The 15519-nt window shown below is 69.3% G+C and carries 15 protein-coding genes and 2 tRNA genes; 9 read left to right on the top strand and 8 right to left on the bottom strand.

From position 1 onward, the window contains the following. Positions 1 to 24: 24 nt before the first annotated feature. From ACLZN2_RS49600 to ACLZN2_RS49580, 5 genes are all read right to left on the bottom strand, one after another. Positions 25 to 819, bottom strand: coding sequence for an ABC transporter permease (locus ACLZN2_RS49600; protein ID WP_416986736.1), 795 nt, complete (start codon positions 817 to 819; stop codon positions 25 to 27). Positions 820 to 881: 62 nt separating this feature from the next. Further along, a complete protein-coding gene (locus ACLZN2_RS49595; protein WP_416986722.1) occupies positions 882 to 1835 on the bottom strand; it encodes an ABC transporter ATP-binding protein in 954 nt (317 codons plus the stop codon). Between the two features lie 140 nt (positions 1836 to 1975). Beyond that, positions 1976 to 2048 (bottom strand) — tRNA-Gly (locus tag ACLZN2_RS49590). An 80-nt stretch (positions 2049 to 2128) separates the two neighbouring features. Then, positions 2129 to 2200 (bottom strand) — tRNA-Gly (locus ACLZN2_RS49585). Positions 2201 to 2589: 389 nt separating this feature from the next. Continuing rightward, on the bottom strand, positions 2590 to 2907 hold the full coding sequence (locus ACLZN2_RS49580; RefSeq protein WP_055631821.1) for a histone-like nucleoid-structuring protein Lsr2: 318 nt from the start codon (positions 2905 to 2907) through the stop codon (positions 2590 to 2592). A gap of 362 nt (positions 2908 to 3269) precedes the next feature. Between ACLZN2_RS49580 and purS the strand changes: the two genes are divergently transcribed. The 7 genes from purS (at position 3270) to purM (ending at position 10808) form a co-directional block, all read left to right on the top strand. Next, on the top strand, positions 3270 to 3533 hold the full coding sequence (gene purS, locus ACLZN2_RS49575) for a phosphoribosylformylglycinamidine synthase subunit PurS (protein WP_416986721.1): 264 nt from the start codon (positions 3270 to 3272) through the stop codon (positions 3531 to 3533). Continuing rightward, a complete protein-coding gene (gene purQ, locus ACLZN2_RS49570) occupies positions 3530 to 4234 on the top strand; it encodes a phosphoribosylformylglycinamidine synthase subunit PurQ (RefSeq protein ID WP_416986720.1) in 705 nt (234 codons plus the stop codon). The genes purS and purQ overlap by 4 nt, the downstream gene beginning before the upstream one ends. Next, the gene (purL, locus tag ACLZN2_RS49565) at positions 4231 to 6489 is read left to right on the top strand and encodes a phosphoribosylformylglycinamidine synthase subunit PurL (protein ID WP_416986718.1); all 2259 of its coding nucleotides are present in this window, start codon (positions 4231 to 4233) and stop codon (positions 6487 to 6489) included. Before purQ ends, purL begins: the two co-directional genes overlap by 4 nt. A 154-nt stretch (positions 6490 to 6643) precedes the next feature. Next, positions 6644 to 7102: a hypothetical protein gene (locus tag ACLZN2_RS49560; protein ID WP_416986716.1), complete on the top strand. Its 459-nt coding sequence runs from the start codon at positions 6644 to 6646 to the stop codon at positions 7100 to 7102. A gap of 10 nt (positions 7103 to 7112) precedes the next feature. Beyond that, positions 7113 to 7910 carry a sterol carrier family protein gene (locus ACLZN2_RS49555; protein WP_416986714.1) on the top strand — a complete coding sequence of 266 codons (798 nt, stop codon included), beginning with the start codon at positions 7113 to 7115 and terminating at the stop codon, positions 7908 to 7910. A gap of 241 nt (positions 7911 to 8151) precedes the next feature. Then, positions 8152 to 9678: an amidophosphoribosyltransferase gene (gene purF, locus ACLZN2_RS49550; protein WP_416986712.1), complete on the top strand. Its 1527-nt coding sequence runs from the start codon at positions 8152 to 8154 to the stop codon at positions 9676 to 9678. A gap of 53 nt (positions 9679 to 9731) precedes the next feature. Further along, entirely contained in the window at positions 9732 to 10808 is a 1077-nt protein-coding gene (gene purM, locus ACLZN2_RS49545; protein WP_416986711.1) for a phosphoribosylformylglycinamidine cyclo-ligase, read from the top strand. Between the two features lie 92 nt (positions 10809 to 10900). Here the strand turns inward: purM and ACLZN2_RS49540 are convergent, their stop codons facing one another. Together ACLZN2_RS49540 and ACLZN2_RS49535 are read right to left on the bottom strand one after the other, a co-directional pair. Further along, the gene (locus tag ACLZN2_RS49540; RefSeq protein WP_133916848.1) at positions 10901 to 11158 is read right to left on the bottom strand and encodes a DUF3073 domain-containing protein; all 258 of its coding nucleotides are present in this window, start codon (positions 11156 to 11158) and stop codon (positions 10901 to 10903) included. Positions 11159 to 11469: 311 nt separating this feature from the next. Continuing rightward, complete coding sequence (locus ACLZN2_RS49535; RefSeq protein ID WP_416986709.1) at positions 11470 to 12564, bottom strand: Leu/Phe/Val dehydrogenase; 1095 nt, start codon at positions 12562 to 12564, stop codon at positions 11470 to 11472. Positions 12565 to 12808: 244 nt separating this feature from the next. Here ACLZN2_RS49535 and ACLZN2_RS49530 point away from each other — a divergent pair, with 244 nt between their 5' ends. After that, a complete protein-coding gene (locus tag ACLZN2_RS49530) occupies positions 12809 to 13651 on the top strand; it encodes a hypothetical protein (protein ID WP_416986707.1) in 843 nt (280 codons plus the stop codon). A 596-nt stretch (positions 13652 to 14247) separates the two neighbouring features. Further along, complete coding sequence (bldC, locus tag ACLZN2_RS49525; protein WP_003949541.1) at positions 14248 to 14454, top strand: developmental transcriptional regulator BldC; 207 nt, start codon at positions 14248 to 14250, stop codon at positions 14452 to 14454. Positions 14455 to 14935: 481 nt separating this feature from the next. Here bldC and ACLZN2_RS49520 read toward each other — a convergent pair whose 3' ends face one another. Then, positions 14936 to 15151 carry a DUF6274 family protein gene (locus ACLZN2_RS49520; protein ID WP_416986706.1) on the bottom strand — a complete coding sequence of 72 codons (216 nt, stop codon included), beginning with the start codon at positions 15149 to 15151 and terminating at the stop codon, positions 14936 to 14938. Positions 15152 to 15519: the final 368 nt, after the last annotated feature.

Below are 15519 nucleotides of genomic sequence, written 5' to 3'. Positions count from 1 at the left end.
CTTACCCCGCCCCTGTCCCCCGTCTCAGCGCCGTGGCTCCCAACGGAACCACCGCCGTACAGCAAACACCGCCAGCACGGTCCAGGCCAGGCCTGTGGATATCGCGCCCAGCGCCTCGTAGGCGGAGAGGTCGCCGGTCCAGCCGCCGCGTATCAGGGTGATCGCGGGAGACAGCGGCAGCAGTTCGCAGATCGAGGCGACCCTGTCGGGCAGCATCTCCAGGGGGACGGTCACCCCGGAGCCCATCATCGAGACCAGCACGAACGGCAGGGGGGTGACCTGGGCGCTCTCCACGGTCCGGGTCAGGGCCGCCGTGAGCGCACCCAGCGCCGCGCAGAGGGTCAGACCCAACAGGAGCCCCAGGACGGCGAGATGGGGCGCCTTCGGCGCGGGTATGTCCAGTACGGCGGTGGAGGCCGCCACCAGCACCAGCGACTGCACCAGCCCCGTCACCAGCACCGGCAGAGCGGTGCCGCCCAGGATCTCGGTGTCCCGCAGCTCCCCGGTGCGCAGTCGCTTCACGACCAGTTCCTCGCGCCGGACGGTGTAGATCGCGGTCAGTGCCGAGTACACGCCGAACAGCAGGGAGAAGCCGATCGCCGCCGGCAGCAGCACCAGACCGATCGTCAGACCGACGTCCTCCACGTCCATGTCGTCGATCACGGGCCCGAAACTGAGCGGCAGCGCGAGCGGCATCAGCACCGCCGAGAGCAGTGTGCTCCTGCTGCGCCCCAACAGGGTCAGCTCGGCCCGCGCGAGGGCGGCCATCCGGCTCGCCGATGTCGTCACCCCGCCCTTGACCGCGTGACCGGCGCCCATGTTCCTGCTCCCGGCACCCACGACCGTGTTCTCACCCGTCCCGCTGTTCACACTGTTCCCGCTCATGCCACGGCCCCCTCGGCCTCCGTACGCTCCGATGCCTCCCGGGCGATGCCCAGGAACGCCTCCTCCAGCGAGGCCGACCGCACATCCAGCCCCCGCAGCTCGACCCGCGCCCGCTCGGCCCACACCAGCAGTGCGGTGGCCGCCCGCTGCAACTCCCGGGTGCGCAGCCGGACCACGCGTCCCTCGACCTCGTGGCCGCACACGCCCAGCTCGCCCAGCGGGGGCAGATCGCCTACCAGGTACCCCTCGGGCAGTTCGAAGGTGATCCGGGACGGCTGGGCCGCGGTCACCTCGGCGGGTGTCCCGGAGGCCGCTGTGCGCCCCTCGTGCAGGATGGCCAGCCGGTCGGCGAGTTGCTCGGCCTCCTCCAGGTAGTGGGTGGTCAGCAGCACCGTCGTACCGGATGCGCGCAGGGCGCGGACCAGGTCCCAGGTTTCGCGGCGGCCCTCGGCGTCCAGGCCGGTCGTCGGCTCGTCGAGGAACAGCACCTCGGGGTCGCCGAGCAGGGCGAGCGCCAGGTCGAGGCGGCGCCGCTCGCCGCCGGAGAGCTGCTTGACCCGTACGTCCGCCCGGCCGGCGAGTCCCACCAGGGTCAGCGCCTCCGCGACGGGACGGGCGCCACTCACGCAGCCGCCCCACATCCGCGCGGTCTCCGCGACGGTCAGCTCGGAGGAAAACCCACCCTCCTGCAGCATCACGCCGGTGCGCGGCCGGACGGCGGCCCGCTCGGTGTACGGGTCGTGGCCGAGGACACGGATGTGTCCGGCGTCGGGGCGCGCGAGGCCCTCCAGCAGTTCGACGGTCGATGTCTTGCCGGCGCCGTTGGTACCGAGCAGCGCGAAGATCTCACCGCGGTCGACGTGGAAGGAGATTCCACGGACCGCCTCGAACCCGCCCCCGTACACACGCCGGAGGCCGGTGACCTCAATCACGTGTTCATTCGTGTCCATGTCTCAAGGCTCCCGGCGGACGGAGGCCGACGGCAGTGCGAGGTGTCATCACTCCATATGACAAATGTCAGGTGACCAGGGGCACGCGGACGGGAACGCACGAAAAGACCCCGGTCCGATGGACCGGGGTCTCATTCCCGAGCGGACGACGAGGCTCGAACTCGCGACCTCAACCTTGGCAAGGTTGCGCTCTACCAACTGAGCTACGTCCGCATTGCCTCCGACCGGCTCTCACCGATCGGCGCGAGCACCAGCCTACCTGATCCACAACAGTGGTCGGGACGGCGATGCAGAGCGGGTGACAGGAATCGCACACTGCGCCTTCCCCCTGGAAGGGGGTTGTTCTGCTACTAAACTACACCCGCGTGTTTCCGCAGGTCGTGTGCCCTGCGGCGTGCTCCAGACTCTAGCCCATCCACGGGGTTTCCGTCCAAGTCGCATGAGTCGGGGTGCGGATCGGTCCGATCCGCACCNNNNCACCCCTGGGGATGTTCTGCTGGCCAAGTGCCCGAGCGGAACTCGGGCTTGCGTCTCCGTGAGCGCAGACGCGTCAAGCCTTCCGGAGAAGGCCGAGGCAGTTGGCCATGCCCCGCAGCCGGGCATCGCAGCCCTGCCCGTCTGGCGCGGTCACTGCCCGTCCTAACCGGGTCCACCAGCTCGGGGCTGGGCTTGTGCCTTCGGGGCTCGCACGCCGACATGCCCAGCGTGGCATGAAAGGTCGCTGAGTGTCCGGGGTTTCGCTATTTCGCCCGGCTCACTGAGCCTCGGCGAACGCCTCGTAGACCTTCTTGGGGATGCGGCCGCGGGCGGGCACCTCCATCTTGTTGGCCTGGGCCCAGGCGCGCACGGCCGCCGGGTCGGGGGCGACCTCCGTCTGCTTGTACGCCTTGCCGGACTTCGACCGCTTGCGGCCGGCCTCCACGTAGGGCGCGAGCGCCTTACGCAGTTTCTTGGCATTGGCTTCATTCAGGTCGATCTCGTACGACTTGCCGTCGAGTCCGAAGGCGATCGTTTCCGCCGCTTCCGAGCCGTCGATGTCGTCAAAGAGAGTGACCACGACCTTCTGCGCCACGAATATCGGTCCCTTCGTGCGACAGCTCTGCGATGACGTGCCAAGACGCCACGGAGTTGTCGACTGTCCGCCAGTTATGGGGCAAAGTATCGGCTATTGCCAATTCATTTGTACAGTGCCCGGCAATCGAATGTGAAGCCCGACTAAATCGCCCCGCGTGTCCCAGGGCAATAGGCAACACGCAGGCACCCCGGATCTTTCCCTGAACTTTTCGTGAAGGCACTGGTCCGATACCTGATCGTGATGCCGCTCACGTAGATTCCTACAACTCTACCCGCGTAGAAATTTTGTACGGGTAGTCTGAAGGCACCTGTCGGAGACACCGCAGGAACCTGCTCAGCACCACACCACCGGGAGTGCCAGTGGCACGCGTCGTAGTCGACGTCATGCTCAAGCCGGAGATCCTCGACCCCCAGGGCCAGGCGGTGCAGCGCGCACTGCCGCGGCTGGGTTTCGAAGGCATCTCCGACGTACGTCAGGGAAAGCGATTCGAACTGGAAGTTGACGGGCCGGTCGACGAGGCCGTCCTCGCCCGCATCCACGATCTTGCGGAATCCTTCCTCGCCAACACCGTGATCGAGGACTTCATCGTCAAGGTGGAGGAAGTCGCGGAGGCGGCGAAGTGACCGCTCGTATTGGCGTCGTCACTTTCCCGGGCAGCCTCGACGACCGGGACACACAGCGCGCGATCCGCCTCGCGGGCGCGGAACCGGTCGCCCTCTGGCACAAGGACAAGAACCTCCACCAGGTCGACGCGGTCGTCCTGCCCGGCGGTTTCTCCTACGGCGACTATCTGCGCGCCGGAGCCATCTCCCGCTTCTCGCCGGTGATGGAGACCGTCATCGAGCAGGCGAAGGCCGGCCTCCCGGTCCTCGGCATCTGCAACGGCTTCCAGATCCTCACCGAGGCCCACCTGCTCCCGGGCGGGATGCTCGGCAACGACCACCTCCACTTCATCTGCCGCGACCAGAAGCTGCGGGTGGAGAACGCGGAGACCGCCTGGACCGCCGACTACACGGCCGGCCAGGAGATCAACATCCCGCTGAAGAACATGGACGGCCGGTACGTCGCCGACCAGTACACGCTCGACAAGCTGGAGGCCGAGGGCCGCGTGGCCTTCCGCTACCTGGTCCGCGGCGAAGCCGCCGACGGATACGGCAACCCGAACGGCTCGCTCAACGACATCGCCGGCATCACCAACGAGGCCGGCAACGTCGTAGGCCTCATGCCGCACCCGGAGCACGCCGTCGAGCCCCTCATCGGGTCCGGCCGCACCGACGGTCTCCCGTTCTTCACCTCGATCCTCAAGAAGCTGGTCACCGCATGAGCCGCACGCCTCTGGACACGGTCGAGCACGCGGCCGCGACCCCCGACGTCGAGCTGCCCTGGGCCGAACTCGGTCTGAAGAAGGACGAGTACGAGCGCGTGGTGGAGATCCTCGGCCGCCGCCCGACCGGCGCCGAGCTCGCCATGTACTCCGTCATGTGGTCCGAGCACTGCTCGTACAAGTCGTCGAAGGTGCATCTGCGCCAGTTCGGCGAGAAGGCCCCGCAGTCCGACGCCCTCCTCGTCGGCATCGGCGAGAACGCGGGCGTGGTCGACGTCGGCCAGGGCTACGCGGTCACCTTCAAGGTGGAGTCGCACAACCACCCGTCGTACGTCGAGCCCTACCAGGGCGCGGCCACCGGTGTCGGCGGCATCGTCCGCGACATCATCGCGATGGGCGCCCGCCCGGTCGCGGTCGTGGACCCCCTGCGCTTCGGCGCGGCCGACCACCCGGACACCAAGCGGGTGCTTCCCGGTGTCGTCGCGGGCATCGGCGGCTACGGCAACTGCCTGGGCCTGCCCAACATCGGCGGCGAGGTCGTCTTCGACTCCTGCTACCAGGGCAACCCGCTGGTCAACGCAGGTGCCATCGGCGTCATGCGGCACGAGGACATCCATCTCGCGAAGGCGTCCGGCGCGGGCAACAAGGTCATCCTGTACGGCGCCCGCACCGGCGGTGACGGTATCGGCGGCGCGTCGATCCTCGCCTCCGAGACCTTCGACGACGCGAAGCCCTCGAAGCGCCCCGCCGTCCAGGTCGGCGACCCGTTCCAGGAGAAGCTCCTCATCGAGTGCACGCTGGAGGCCTTCCAGGAGAAGCTGGTCGTCGGCATCCAGGACCTCGGCGCGGCGGGCCTGTCCTGCGCCACGTCCGAGCTCGCCTCCAACGGCTCCGGCGGCATGCGCGTCACCCTCGACGACGTCCCGCTGCGCGACTCGACCCTCTCGCCCGAGGAAATCCTCATGAGCGAGTCGCAGGAACGCATGTGCGCGGTCGTCGAGCCGGAGAAGGTCGACCGCTTCCTTGCGATCTGCGACAAGTGGGACGTCATCGCCACGGTCATCGGTGAGGTCACCGACGGCGACCGCCTGGAGATCTTCTGGCACGGCGGCAAGATCGTCGACGTCGACCCGCGCACGGTCGCTCACGACGGCCCGGTCTACGAGCGCCCGTACGCCCGCCCCGACTGGCAGGACGCCCTCCAGGCCGACGACGCGAACAAGCTGCCGAGGCCGCAGACGAGCGAGGAGCTCAAGGACCAGGTCATGAAGCTGGTGGCCTCGCCGAACCAGGCCTCCAAGAAGTGGATCACCTCCCAGTACGACCACTTCGTCCAGGGCAACACCGTCCTCGCCCAGCCCGAGGACTCCGGCATGATCCGGGTCGACGAGAAGTCCGGCCTCGGCGTGGCCATCGCGACCGACGGCAACGGCCGGTACGCCAAGCTCGACCCGTACCACGGCGCCCAGCTCGCGCTCGCCGAGGCGTACCGCAACGTCGCCACGACCGGCGCCAAGCCGCTTGCCGTCTCCGACTGCCTGAATTTCGGTTCGCCGGAGGACCCGGCCGTCATGTGGCAGTTCGCGGAGGCCGTCCGCGGTCTCGCCGACGCCTGCCTCCAGCTCGGCACCCCGGTGACCGGCGGCAACGTCTCGCTCTACAACCAGACGGGCGAGGCCGCCATCCACCCGACCCCGGTCGTGGCCGTCCTCGGCGTCATCGACGACGTCGCCCGCCGCACCCCGGTCGCCTTCCAGGAGGAGGGGCAGCTGCTCTACCTCCTCGGCGACACCCGCGAGGAGTTCGGCGGTTCGGCCTGGTCGCAGGTGGTCCACGAGCACCTCGGCGGGCTGCCCCCGAAGGTCGACCTGGAGCGCGAGCGGCTGCTGGCCGAGATCCTGATCTCCGCCTCCCGCGACGGAATGATCGACTCCGCGCACGACCTGTCCGACGGCGGTCTGATCCAGGCGGTCGTGGAATCGGCGCTGCTCGGCGGTATGGGCGCGCGTCTGGTCGTACCGGACGGGCTGGACGCCTTCACCTTCCTGCTCTCCGAGTCCGCCGGCCGCGCCGTCGTCGCGGTCCCGCGCTCGGAGGAGGTCCGCTTCAACGACATGTGCGGGGCGCGCGGCCTGCCCGCCACCCGCATCGGGGTCGTGGACGGTGACACGGTCGAGCTCCAGGGCGAGTTCGAGCTGTCCCTGGAGGAGCTGCGCACGGCCCACGAGGGGACGATCCCGGCGTTGCTCGCATAGCCGGTCGAGCGGATCGTACGACGACGAAGGACCCGCCCGTTCCGACGGGCGGGTCCTTCGCGCATGTCGAGGTCGGGGGAGAGGGAAGCCGGGCGCCGCGCTGACGGACGTGGCTGTTGACGTCGGCGGCGGTCATCGGGGGATGGGGGAGCGAGTGCGCGAGACCGCATCCCTCGGTGCCCACAGCCCGCAGGAGAGCTGCCTGCTCGCGGTGAGCGACGAGGGAGTGCGCGGCATCTGGTCCGGCCTCACGGAGGACGAGATCGGCTCCCGCAGCATGAGCGACGTGGTGCGGCTGAATCCCTGGTGGCTGCGGACGGAATCGTTCCTCGGCGACGAGGCGCGCGAGGTCAAGGCGCAGGGAGTCGGCACGGAACGGAGCCCCCTCGACCCCGGCACGGCCGGCGTCTCCCAGGACGCCAACGTCTGGTGGGCCTCCTCCACCTGCGGCGGCCGGCCCGCCGTCCACACACACAGCGTCCAGTACCCGTACGAGACGTACATACGACAACGGCTTCAGCCCCTCTTCCGGGCCCACGTCACCGATGCCGCCGCCCGCCGGGGCTGCACCGACCTGGAATTTCCCTCCGGCTCCACGTTCCGCGCGCACTAGGCTCACCGCCATGCCCCCGGTCAGGAAGCGCACACGTACCTACGATCCCGCCAAGACCCGGGCGGCGGTGTCGGCTCAGTTCCGGAACGTGCGAGAGGCGGTCGCCGGTCTTACGGCCGAGCAGCTCGCGCTGCCGACGCGGCTCGGGGAGTGGGCCGTGCGGGAGCTGGTGGCCCACGTGACGATGGCCGTGGAGACCGTCAGCCGCAATCTCGAGCGGGACGAGCCGGTCAAGGCGGAACTGACCCTCCTGCAGTGGCCCTTCGCCACCGCCGCCCGCGCCACCGGCATCGACGACGACACCCGGCGGCTCGCCGAGGCCCACCCGGACCTCGACGCTCTCTTCGCCCGCACCGAGGAGCGCCTCACGCGTGCCCTCGCGCACGCCCCCGGCACCCGGCTGCTCGCCGCCCGCACCGGCGCGATCACCCTGGACGACTACCTCGTCACCCGCCTCGTCGAACTCGTCGTCCACACCGACGACCTCAACGCCGCGGTGCCCGGCCTCGCCGTCCCCTTCGACCGCCAGGCCCTCGCCGGGGCCACCCGTCTCCTCGCCGACGCTCTCGCCGTGAAGGCGCCCGGCGGGGCGACCGAGGTGCGGATCCCGCCGTACGCCGTGGTGCAGTGCGTCGAGGGTCCGCGGCACACCCGTGGCACCCCGCCCAACGTCGTGGAGACCGATCCGCTGACCTGGATCCGGCTGGCGACGGGGCGGCTGACCTGGCAGGAGGCCGTGGCGGAGGCGCAGGTGAGCGCGAGCGGGGAGCGGGCGGACCTGGGTGCGCTCCTGCCGCTCATGTCCTGACCGAAGCCGCTCATGTCCCGATCCGGCGATGCCGAATGATGTGCGACACCTCACTCATGCATACGGAACGCGATCGCCCACACCCGTCCCCGTGGTCGCCCCGACCGCCGGTCGATCATCGTACGGGTCGTCTGACCTGCGAAATTCAATCGATCATGGATGTGTCGGCCGAGCGGTGATCCAGTTACCGGCAGGTATCCCCAATTCGGACCAGTGGTCGATCTCGCCTACACTCGGTGGCGTGCCACGTGGTGACGGTCGACTCAATCACGATCTGCTTCCCGGCGAGAAGGGCCCCCAGGACGCTTGTGGCGTCTTCGGTGTCTGGGCTCCGGGCGAAGAGGTCGCAAAGCTCACGTACTTCGGGCTCTACGCCCTCCAGCATCGGGGCCAGGAATCCGCGGGTATCGCGGTCAGCAACGGCTCCCAGATCCTCGTCTTCAAGGACATGGGCCTCGTCTCCCAGGTCTTCGACGAGACCTCGCTCGGTTCGCTCCAGGGTCACATCGCGGTCGGACACGCCCGCTACTCGACCACCGGCGCCTCCGTGTGGGAGAACGCCCAGCCGACGTTCCGCGCCACCGCGCACGGTTCGATCGCGCTCGGCCACAACGGCAACCTCGTCAACACCGCCCAGCTCGCCGAGATGGTCGCCGACCTGCCCAAGCAGGAAGGCCGCGCCCCGCGCGTCGCGGCGACCAACGACACCGACCTGCTGACCGCGCTGCTCGCGGCCCAGGTCGACGAGGACGGCAAGCCGCTCACCATCGAGGAGGCCGCGCACACCGTCCTCCCGAAGGTCCGGGGCGCCTTCTCGCTCGTCTTCATGGACGAACACACCCTCTACGCCGGCCGTGACCCGCAGGGCATCCGCCCGCTGGTCCTCGGCCGCCTGGAGCGCGGCTGGGTCGTCGCCTCGGAGTCCGCCGCCCTCGACATCTGCGGCGCCAGCTTCGTCCGCGAGATCGAGCCGGGCGAGTTCGTGGCGATCGACGAGAACGGCCTCCGTACGTCTCGATTCGCGGACGCGAAGCCCAAGGGCTGTGTCTTCGAGTACGTGTACCTGGCCCGCCCCGACACCGACATCGCCGGCCGGAACGTGTACCTCTCCCGGGTGGAGATGGGCCGCAAGCTCGCCAAGGAAGCCCCCGTCGAGGCCGATCTGGTCATAGCGACCCCGGAGTCCGGCACCCCCGCCGCCATCGGCTACGCGGAGGCCTCCGGCATCCCCTTCGGCGCGGGTCTCGTGAAGAACGCCTACGTCGGCCGGACCTTCATCCAGCCCTCGCAGACGATCCGCCAGCTCGGCATCCGTCTGAAGCTGAACCCGCTGAAGGAAGTAATCAAGGGCAAGCGCCTGGTCGTCGTCGACGACTCGATCGTGCGCGGCAACACCCAGCGCGCGCTGGTGCGGATGCTGCGCGAGGCCGGCGCCGCCGAGGTCCACATCCGGATCTCCTCCCCGCCCGTGAAGTGGCCCTGCTTCTTCGGCATCGACTTCGCCACGCGCGCGGAGCTGATCGCCAACGGCATGACCATCGACGAGATCGGCACCTCGCTCGGCGCCGACTCCCTGGCGTACATCTCCATCGACGGCATGATCGAGGCGACCACCATCGCCAAGCCGAACCTCTGCCGTGCCTGCTTCGACGGCGAGTACCCGATGGAGCTCCCGGACCCCGAGCTGCTCGGCAAGCAGCTGCTGGAGACGGAGCTGGCCGCCGGCCCGGCCGCCACGGCCGCCGCCGACGCGATCCGCCGCCCGTAGACGGCCAGTAGGCCCGTAACCGCTGCCGTACGACACGAAAGTTCTCACCAGTCATGTCTGAGACACCCCTCGCCGAGGGCGGCGCCAGCTACGCAGCCGCGGGCGTCGACATCGAGGCGGGCGACCGCGCCGTCGAGCTGATGAAGGAGTGGGTGAAGAAGACGCAGCGCCCCGAGGTCCTCGGCGGCCTCGGCGGCTTCGCCGGCCTCTTCGACGCCTCCGCCCTCAAGCGCTACGAGCGTCCCCTGCTCGCCTCCGCCACGGACGGCGTGGGCACGAAGGTCGACATCGCCCGCCGGCTCGGCGTCTACGACACGATCGGCCACGACCTGGTCGCCATGGTCATGGACGACATCGTGGTGTGCGGTGCCGAGCCGCTGTTCATGACCGACTACATCTGCGTCGGCAAGGTTCACCCCGAGCGTGTCGCCGCCATCGTCAAGGGCATCGCCGAGGGCTGTGTGCTGGCAGGCTGCGCCCTGGTCGGCGGTGAGACGGCCGAACACCCCGGCCTGCTCGGCGAGGACGACTTCGACGTCGCCGGGGCCGGTACGGGCGTCGTGGAGGCCGACCGGCTGCTCGGCGCGGATCGTATCCGCACGGGTGACACCGTGATCGCCATGGCGTCCTCCGGCCTTCACTCGAACGGGTACTCGCTGGTCCGGCACGTCCTGCTGAACCAGGCGGGCCTCGCCCTCGACGCGCGGATCGACGACCTGGGCCGCACCCTCGGCGAGGAGCTCCTGGAGCCCACCAAGATCTACTCGCTGGACTGCCTGGCCCTGACCCGTACGACGGACGTGCACGCCTTCTCGCACATCACCGGCGGTGGACTCGCGGCCAACCTGGCCCGCGTCATCCCCGACGGACTGCACGCGACGGTCGACCGTTCCACCTGGACCCCGGCCCCGGTCTTCGACCTCGTCGGCAGGACCGGCTCGGTCGAGCGACTGGAGCTGGAGAAGACCCTGAACATGGGCGTCGGCATGATCGCGATCGTGCCGCAGGAGTCGACGGACGTGGCCCTCGCCACCCTGGCGGACCGCGGTGTCGAGGCATGGGTCGCCGGCGAGATCACCGAACGCGGTGAGCACACCTCGGGTGCGGAGCTGGTGGGCGACTACGCCTGAGACCCGGTGCGGGACCCCGTGCGGACCATGTGCACAGCACAAGACCCGGTCGGTGACCGAAGTCACCGACCGGGTGAGTGCTCACATCGAGGTCAAGCGCCGCGACGATGTTGGTGGGACGAGTCCTCGTCCTCGTCGTCCTCGTCGTCCCCGTACAGATCGGCGTACCGTGCGTACGGGTCGTCGTCTTGCTCATCGTCATCGTCCTCGAACGGCTCGCTGTTCGGCGGCATGTTCGATGGCGATGCGCCCAGCTCTTCAGCCAGGCGTGAGAGATCCGTCCCGCCGCTGTTGTACTTCAGCTGGCGGGCGACCTTCGCTTGCTTGGCCTTGGCCCGGCCGCGCCCCATGGCTCGACCCCCTCAACGACGGGGCTCGCTGGCCCCAGGTTGACACGCGTTCATGATCCAGAACGGCCTCTCCTCGGAGAGCCCGCCGTAGGGCTCCCACGGTACCTGAGCCCACGCCCGTACGGTACGTCGCCCGTAGCACGCGCGTGTGCGCAGAACCTGTGAGACGTCCCGTCCTCGCTGGTCAGTGGCGATTTTAACCACTTATTGGCGGCCGACCCGCCGGGAAGAGTGAGAGTTCTCTCTAACTTTCCACCCGGCGGTACCGACCAAACCCTCGGGACGCTCCCGGCGCGCCCGCTACCGGAACCTCACCATCCGCGCGCCTGGGCCGCCTCGTGCATCCGCTGCTCGGCGATCCGGTCGGCCGCCGCGGCCGGTGGAATCCCATCCCGCTTCGCACGTGCGAAGATCGCGAGCGTGGTGCCGAAGATCTTCGACGCCTTCGCCCTGCACCGCTCGAAGTCGAACCCGTGGAGCTCGTCGGCGACCTGGATGACCCCGCCGGCGTTCACCACGTAGTCCGGCGCGTAGAGGATCCCGCGGTCGGCGAGGTCCTTCTCGACGCCCGGGTGGGCCAGCTGGTTGTTGGCCGCGCCGCAGACGATCCCCGCGGTGAGCACCGGTACCGACGCGTCGTTCAGTGCGCCGCCGAGCGCGCAGGGGGCGTAGATGTCGAGCCCCTCGGTCCTGATCAGCGCCTCGGTGTCGGCGACGGCCGTCACGCCCTCCGGGTGCCGGTCGAGGACGCGGCGTACGGCGTCCTCGCGTACGTCCGTGACGACGACCTCGGCGCCCTCGGCGCGCAGATGCTCCACCAGGTGGTGGCCGACCTTGCCGACGCCCGCGACACCGACCCGGCGGCCGCGCAGCGAGGGGTCGCCCCAGGTGTGCTGGGCCGAGGCCCGCATGCCCTGGTAGACACCGAAGGAGGTCAGCACCGAGGAGTCGCCCGCGCCCCCGTTCTCCGGCGAGCGGCCGGTCGTCCAGGGGCACTCACGAGCCACGACGTCCATGTCGGCCACATAGGTGCCGACGTCGCAGGCGGTCACGTACCGGCCGCCGAGCGAGGCCACGAAACGGCCGTAGGCGAGCAGCAGCTGTTCGGTCTTGATCGTGTCGGGATTGCCGATGATCACGGCCTTCCCGCCGCCGTGCTCCAGGCCGGCCATGGCGTTCTTGTACGACATCCCGCGCGCGAGGTTCAGCGCGTCGGCGACGGCCTCCGCCTCGGTCGCGTAGGGGTAGAAACGGGTTCCGCCGAGCGCGGGGCCCAGCGCGGTGGAGTGGAGGGCGATGACGGCCTTGAGGCCGCTCTTGCGGTCCTGGCAGAGCACGACTTGCTCGTGACCCCCCTGCTCCGAGTGGAACAGGGTGTGCAGGACGCCGTTGTCTACGTCGGTCACGGTGGTGACTCCTGGGTAACTGGCGGCGGTCGGGACGCAGGCTCCCAAGGGGTGGCGGGGCCTGTGGGGAGAGCGTAGAGCCTGTACGGCCCGCCGAACGCGTACCCGTGCGGATCCCCTCCTTCCGGATGCGGGATCACCTCCACCCGGAGTACGCCCGTGCGACGATCCGCGGGTCTCTCCCGTGCTCCCCGCGCGCGGGTCGATCAGGTTTCCCGGGCGGGTGGCGGGGGAGGGAGCAGGCGTGCCCAAGGTGTCCTCGGTGATCGTCCCCTACGCGACCTACCTGCGCGTGTACGAGCCGCTGGCCGCCTTCCCCGAGCCCGAGCGCACCCACTGGGCGCGCTACGCCCGCCGCGCCGACCGCCCCTCCTACCAGGAGGAACTGCGCCGCTCCCTGGCCGACCTGCTGCCCACCCCGCCGGTCGCGGTGCCGGTGCACGAGAGCGGCGAGGCGTTCGTCGCCGAGGTGGACGGGGTGCTGCACATCTGCCCGTGGCGCACCCGGCTGCGCGGCTGGCAGGCCCTGTCGGAGCTGGGCGACGAACTGCCCCGGACGGTCCTGGAGGCGGTGCTCCCGGAGGTCGTACGGGCACAGGCGGCGAAGGACTACGAGCGCTGGCGGGAGCGCAATCCCGACGCGCGCCCCTGGATCCGCACGGCGACCTGGCAGGTGCCGCTGAACTGGTTCGTGCTGGTCTCCGACGGAGAGCGGGTGTACGAGAAGGGGACCGGTGAGGCGGCGCCCGTGCTGCGCTACCGGACCCCGATGGTGCAGGCGCGGCGCCGGACGGCCCGGGGGCTGCGCACGCTCAAGGAGGCCATGGACGAGGGGCCGCTCATCGACGGCCTCCTGGACGTGGGGCGCTGGCTGGAGGAATTCCATCCGCGTTCGCTGGTGGAACTGGATTACGGCGGTCTCGTGCACACCCTGCCGGCCGGTCATCTGGAGGACGATCACTCGGCGGCGGACGTGGCCGAGGGCATCGAGGCGCTGCGGGTGGGCGACGGGGCGGCGGCGGGCGAGGCGTACGGGCGGCTCGTGGAGCGGTGGCGGGCGGTCCGGGACCGCCGTTCGGCCAATTAGGGGACCCCGTCGTACGGGTGCCGGACCCGGCATGCTGTGATCTGACGATGTGACAGGGGCGACAGCGCTTTCACAAAGTGACCTGCGTCACGGCCGAAACGGGTCGAACGGCGTACGGTCAACCGCACTTCACGGAACTGACGGGGCGTAGGTCCCCGATCCGGGCTTATGTCGCAAGGGTGACGGACCGCACGTACACGGCCCTTGCGCCGGTTGCCCCTCCTCGTGCCAAAATAGGACAAGGAGTCCGGGGAGGGCTCCATCCGCCTACTTATGCTCCATGGTGGGGGGAATCTCGGTATTGCCTGCTTTGGGGGGTCTGGTGACTCCTGCGCGCCACTGTGACTGATCGTCACAGTGGCGTGACTGTCCGCTATGGCATGGTCCATCGGCTTCCGTCGCCGATGAACACCTGGGGGGCAATTCCATCGGTTTGGCCGACGCGGCTGGACAGATGGTGTAGTTGTAGTGCCGAGGACAAGCCGTTCGTCCTATAACCGACTCGACTCGCGTCCGCCATTTCGGGCAACGCGGGTCAAGGTGCAGAATTTAGAGGAAAGAACCGAGAAGGTTCGGTTCTCCCGAGGAGGCCGCTCATGACCGCTCGCACCCCTGATGCTGAGCCGCTGCTGACCCCGGCTGAGGTCGCCACCATGTTCCGCGTGGACCCGAAGACGGTCACGCGGTGGGCGAAGGCCGGCAAGCTCACGTCGATCCGTACGCTCGGCGGACACCGCCGTTACCGCGAGGCCGAGGTCCGCGCCCTGCTGGCGGGTATCCCGCAGCAGCGCAGCGAGGCCTGAACAACTGAATAACCGGGCAAAACGCCAGGTCCCCCAACCTGTGCGGACGCCCGGAACCTAGCTCCAAGCGACGTGGGTCCTGCCCCAACAGGCCCCTCGCCCACTGGGAACGTCGTCGATCGCGCTGGACTCCGCCGGGTCCAGCGCGATCTTTTTTGTGCGCTTGAGGACGCTCGGGGGCGCCTGCGGGGTTGTATCGGGTCGGTCTGTGAGCGACCCTGTCGGACTCTGGGAGGGTGTGCGTGGGTTCCTCGACGCACCTGCCGGGTACCCCTCCGGAGGCCCCTGTGTCCTCCCTGGGGACTTCCTCCCCAGTGGTGCAATTGCACATATTAAATTGACCAGTTGTGTGAGACGGGTAAGAACGCCCGGTTCCAAAACTTATTCCGTGACACCTGTCACATGCCACTGGCCTTGTTGCGGCGCGCTCCCCTGCGCTAAAGGGGGATGGGGCAACTGCCCCTGCCGACACCGCCGTTGATCACGCGGTCGAGGAGTTGTCGTCCTCCAGGGCTTCCCCCAGGACTTCGTCCGCGACCTCCCCGGGGGCCTGTACGCCCCGTGGAGCGCCGTCCATGGCCAGCCGCAGCAGGCGGTGGCAGATCGGGCAGTGGCGGGTCAGGTGCCGATACGACGACGCGGCCGACAGATGCGCGCGGAGCAACGCCCGCGTCTCGTGCCTAGCCGATGCCGCCATACGCCACCTCCAGGAGGGCCACACGGGAACGCGCCCTGAGTTCTGGGGTACCGAGCGAATGTGACGCCGTCAAGGGAGCAGCCGAGTATGCGCCCATAGGCAAGGGCGGGACCCGGACACGTGAAGAGGTCGGGGTGTCCGAGGAGATCAGGGTGTCCGAAGAGGTCGGGGTACGCGAAGAGGCCCGGATCTGAAGATCCGGGCCTCTTCTGTTGCGGTCCTGACGGGATTTGCTGTATCCGATTGCGGCTGCGCCGCGGGCGCGGCCTCCGCCTTGACAGGGTGGCGAGCGGGGTTGGTGCAGGTCAGGCGGCTAGGGGATGCGCGTCGGTTTCGGGATCCCGGGTGTCCGAGGCCCGGGCAGGAGA

It is taken from the genome of Streptomyces sp. T028, assembly GCF_048159505.1.
Taxonomy (GTDB): Bacteria; Actinomycetota; Actinomycetes; order Streptomycetales; family Streptomycetaceae; genus Streptomyces.
Note: the sequence above shows the minus strand (reverse complement) of the source record. Positions and strands in the feature narration are given on the sequence as shown.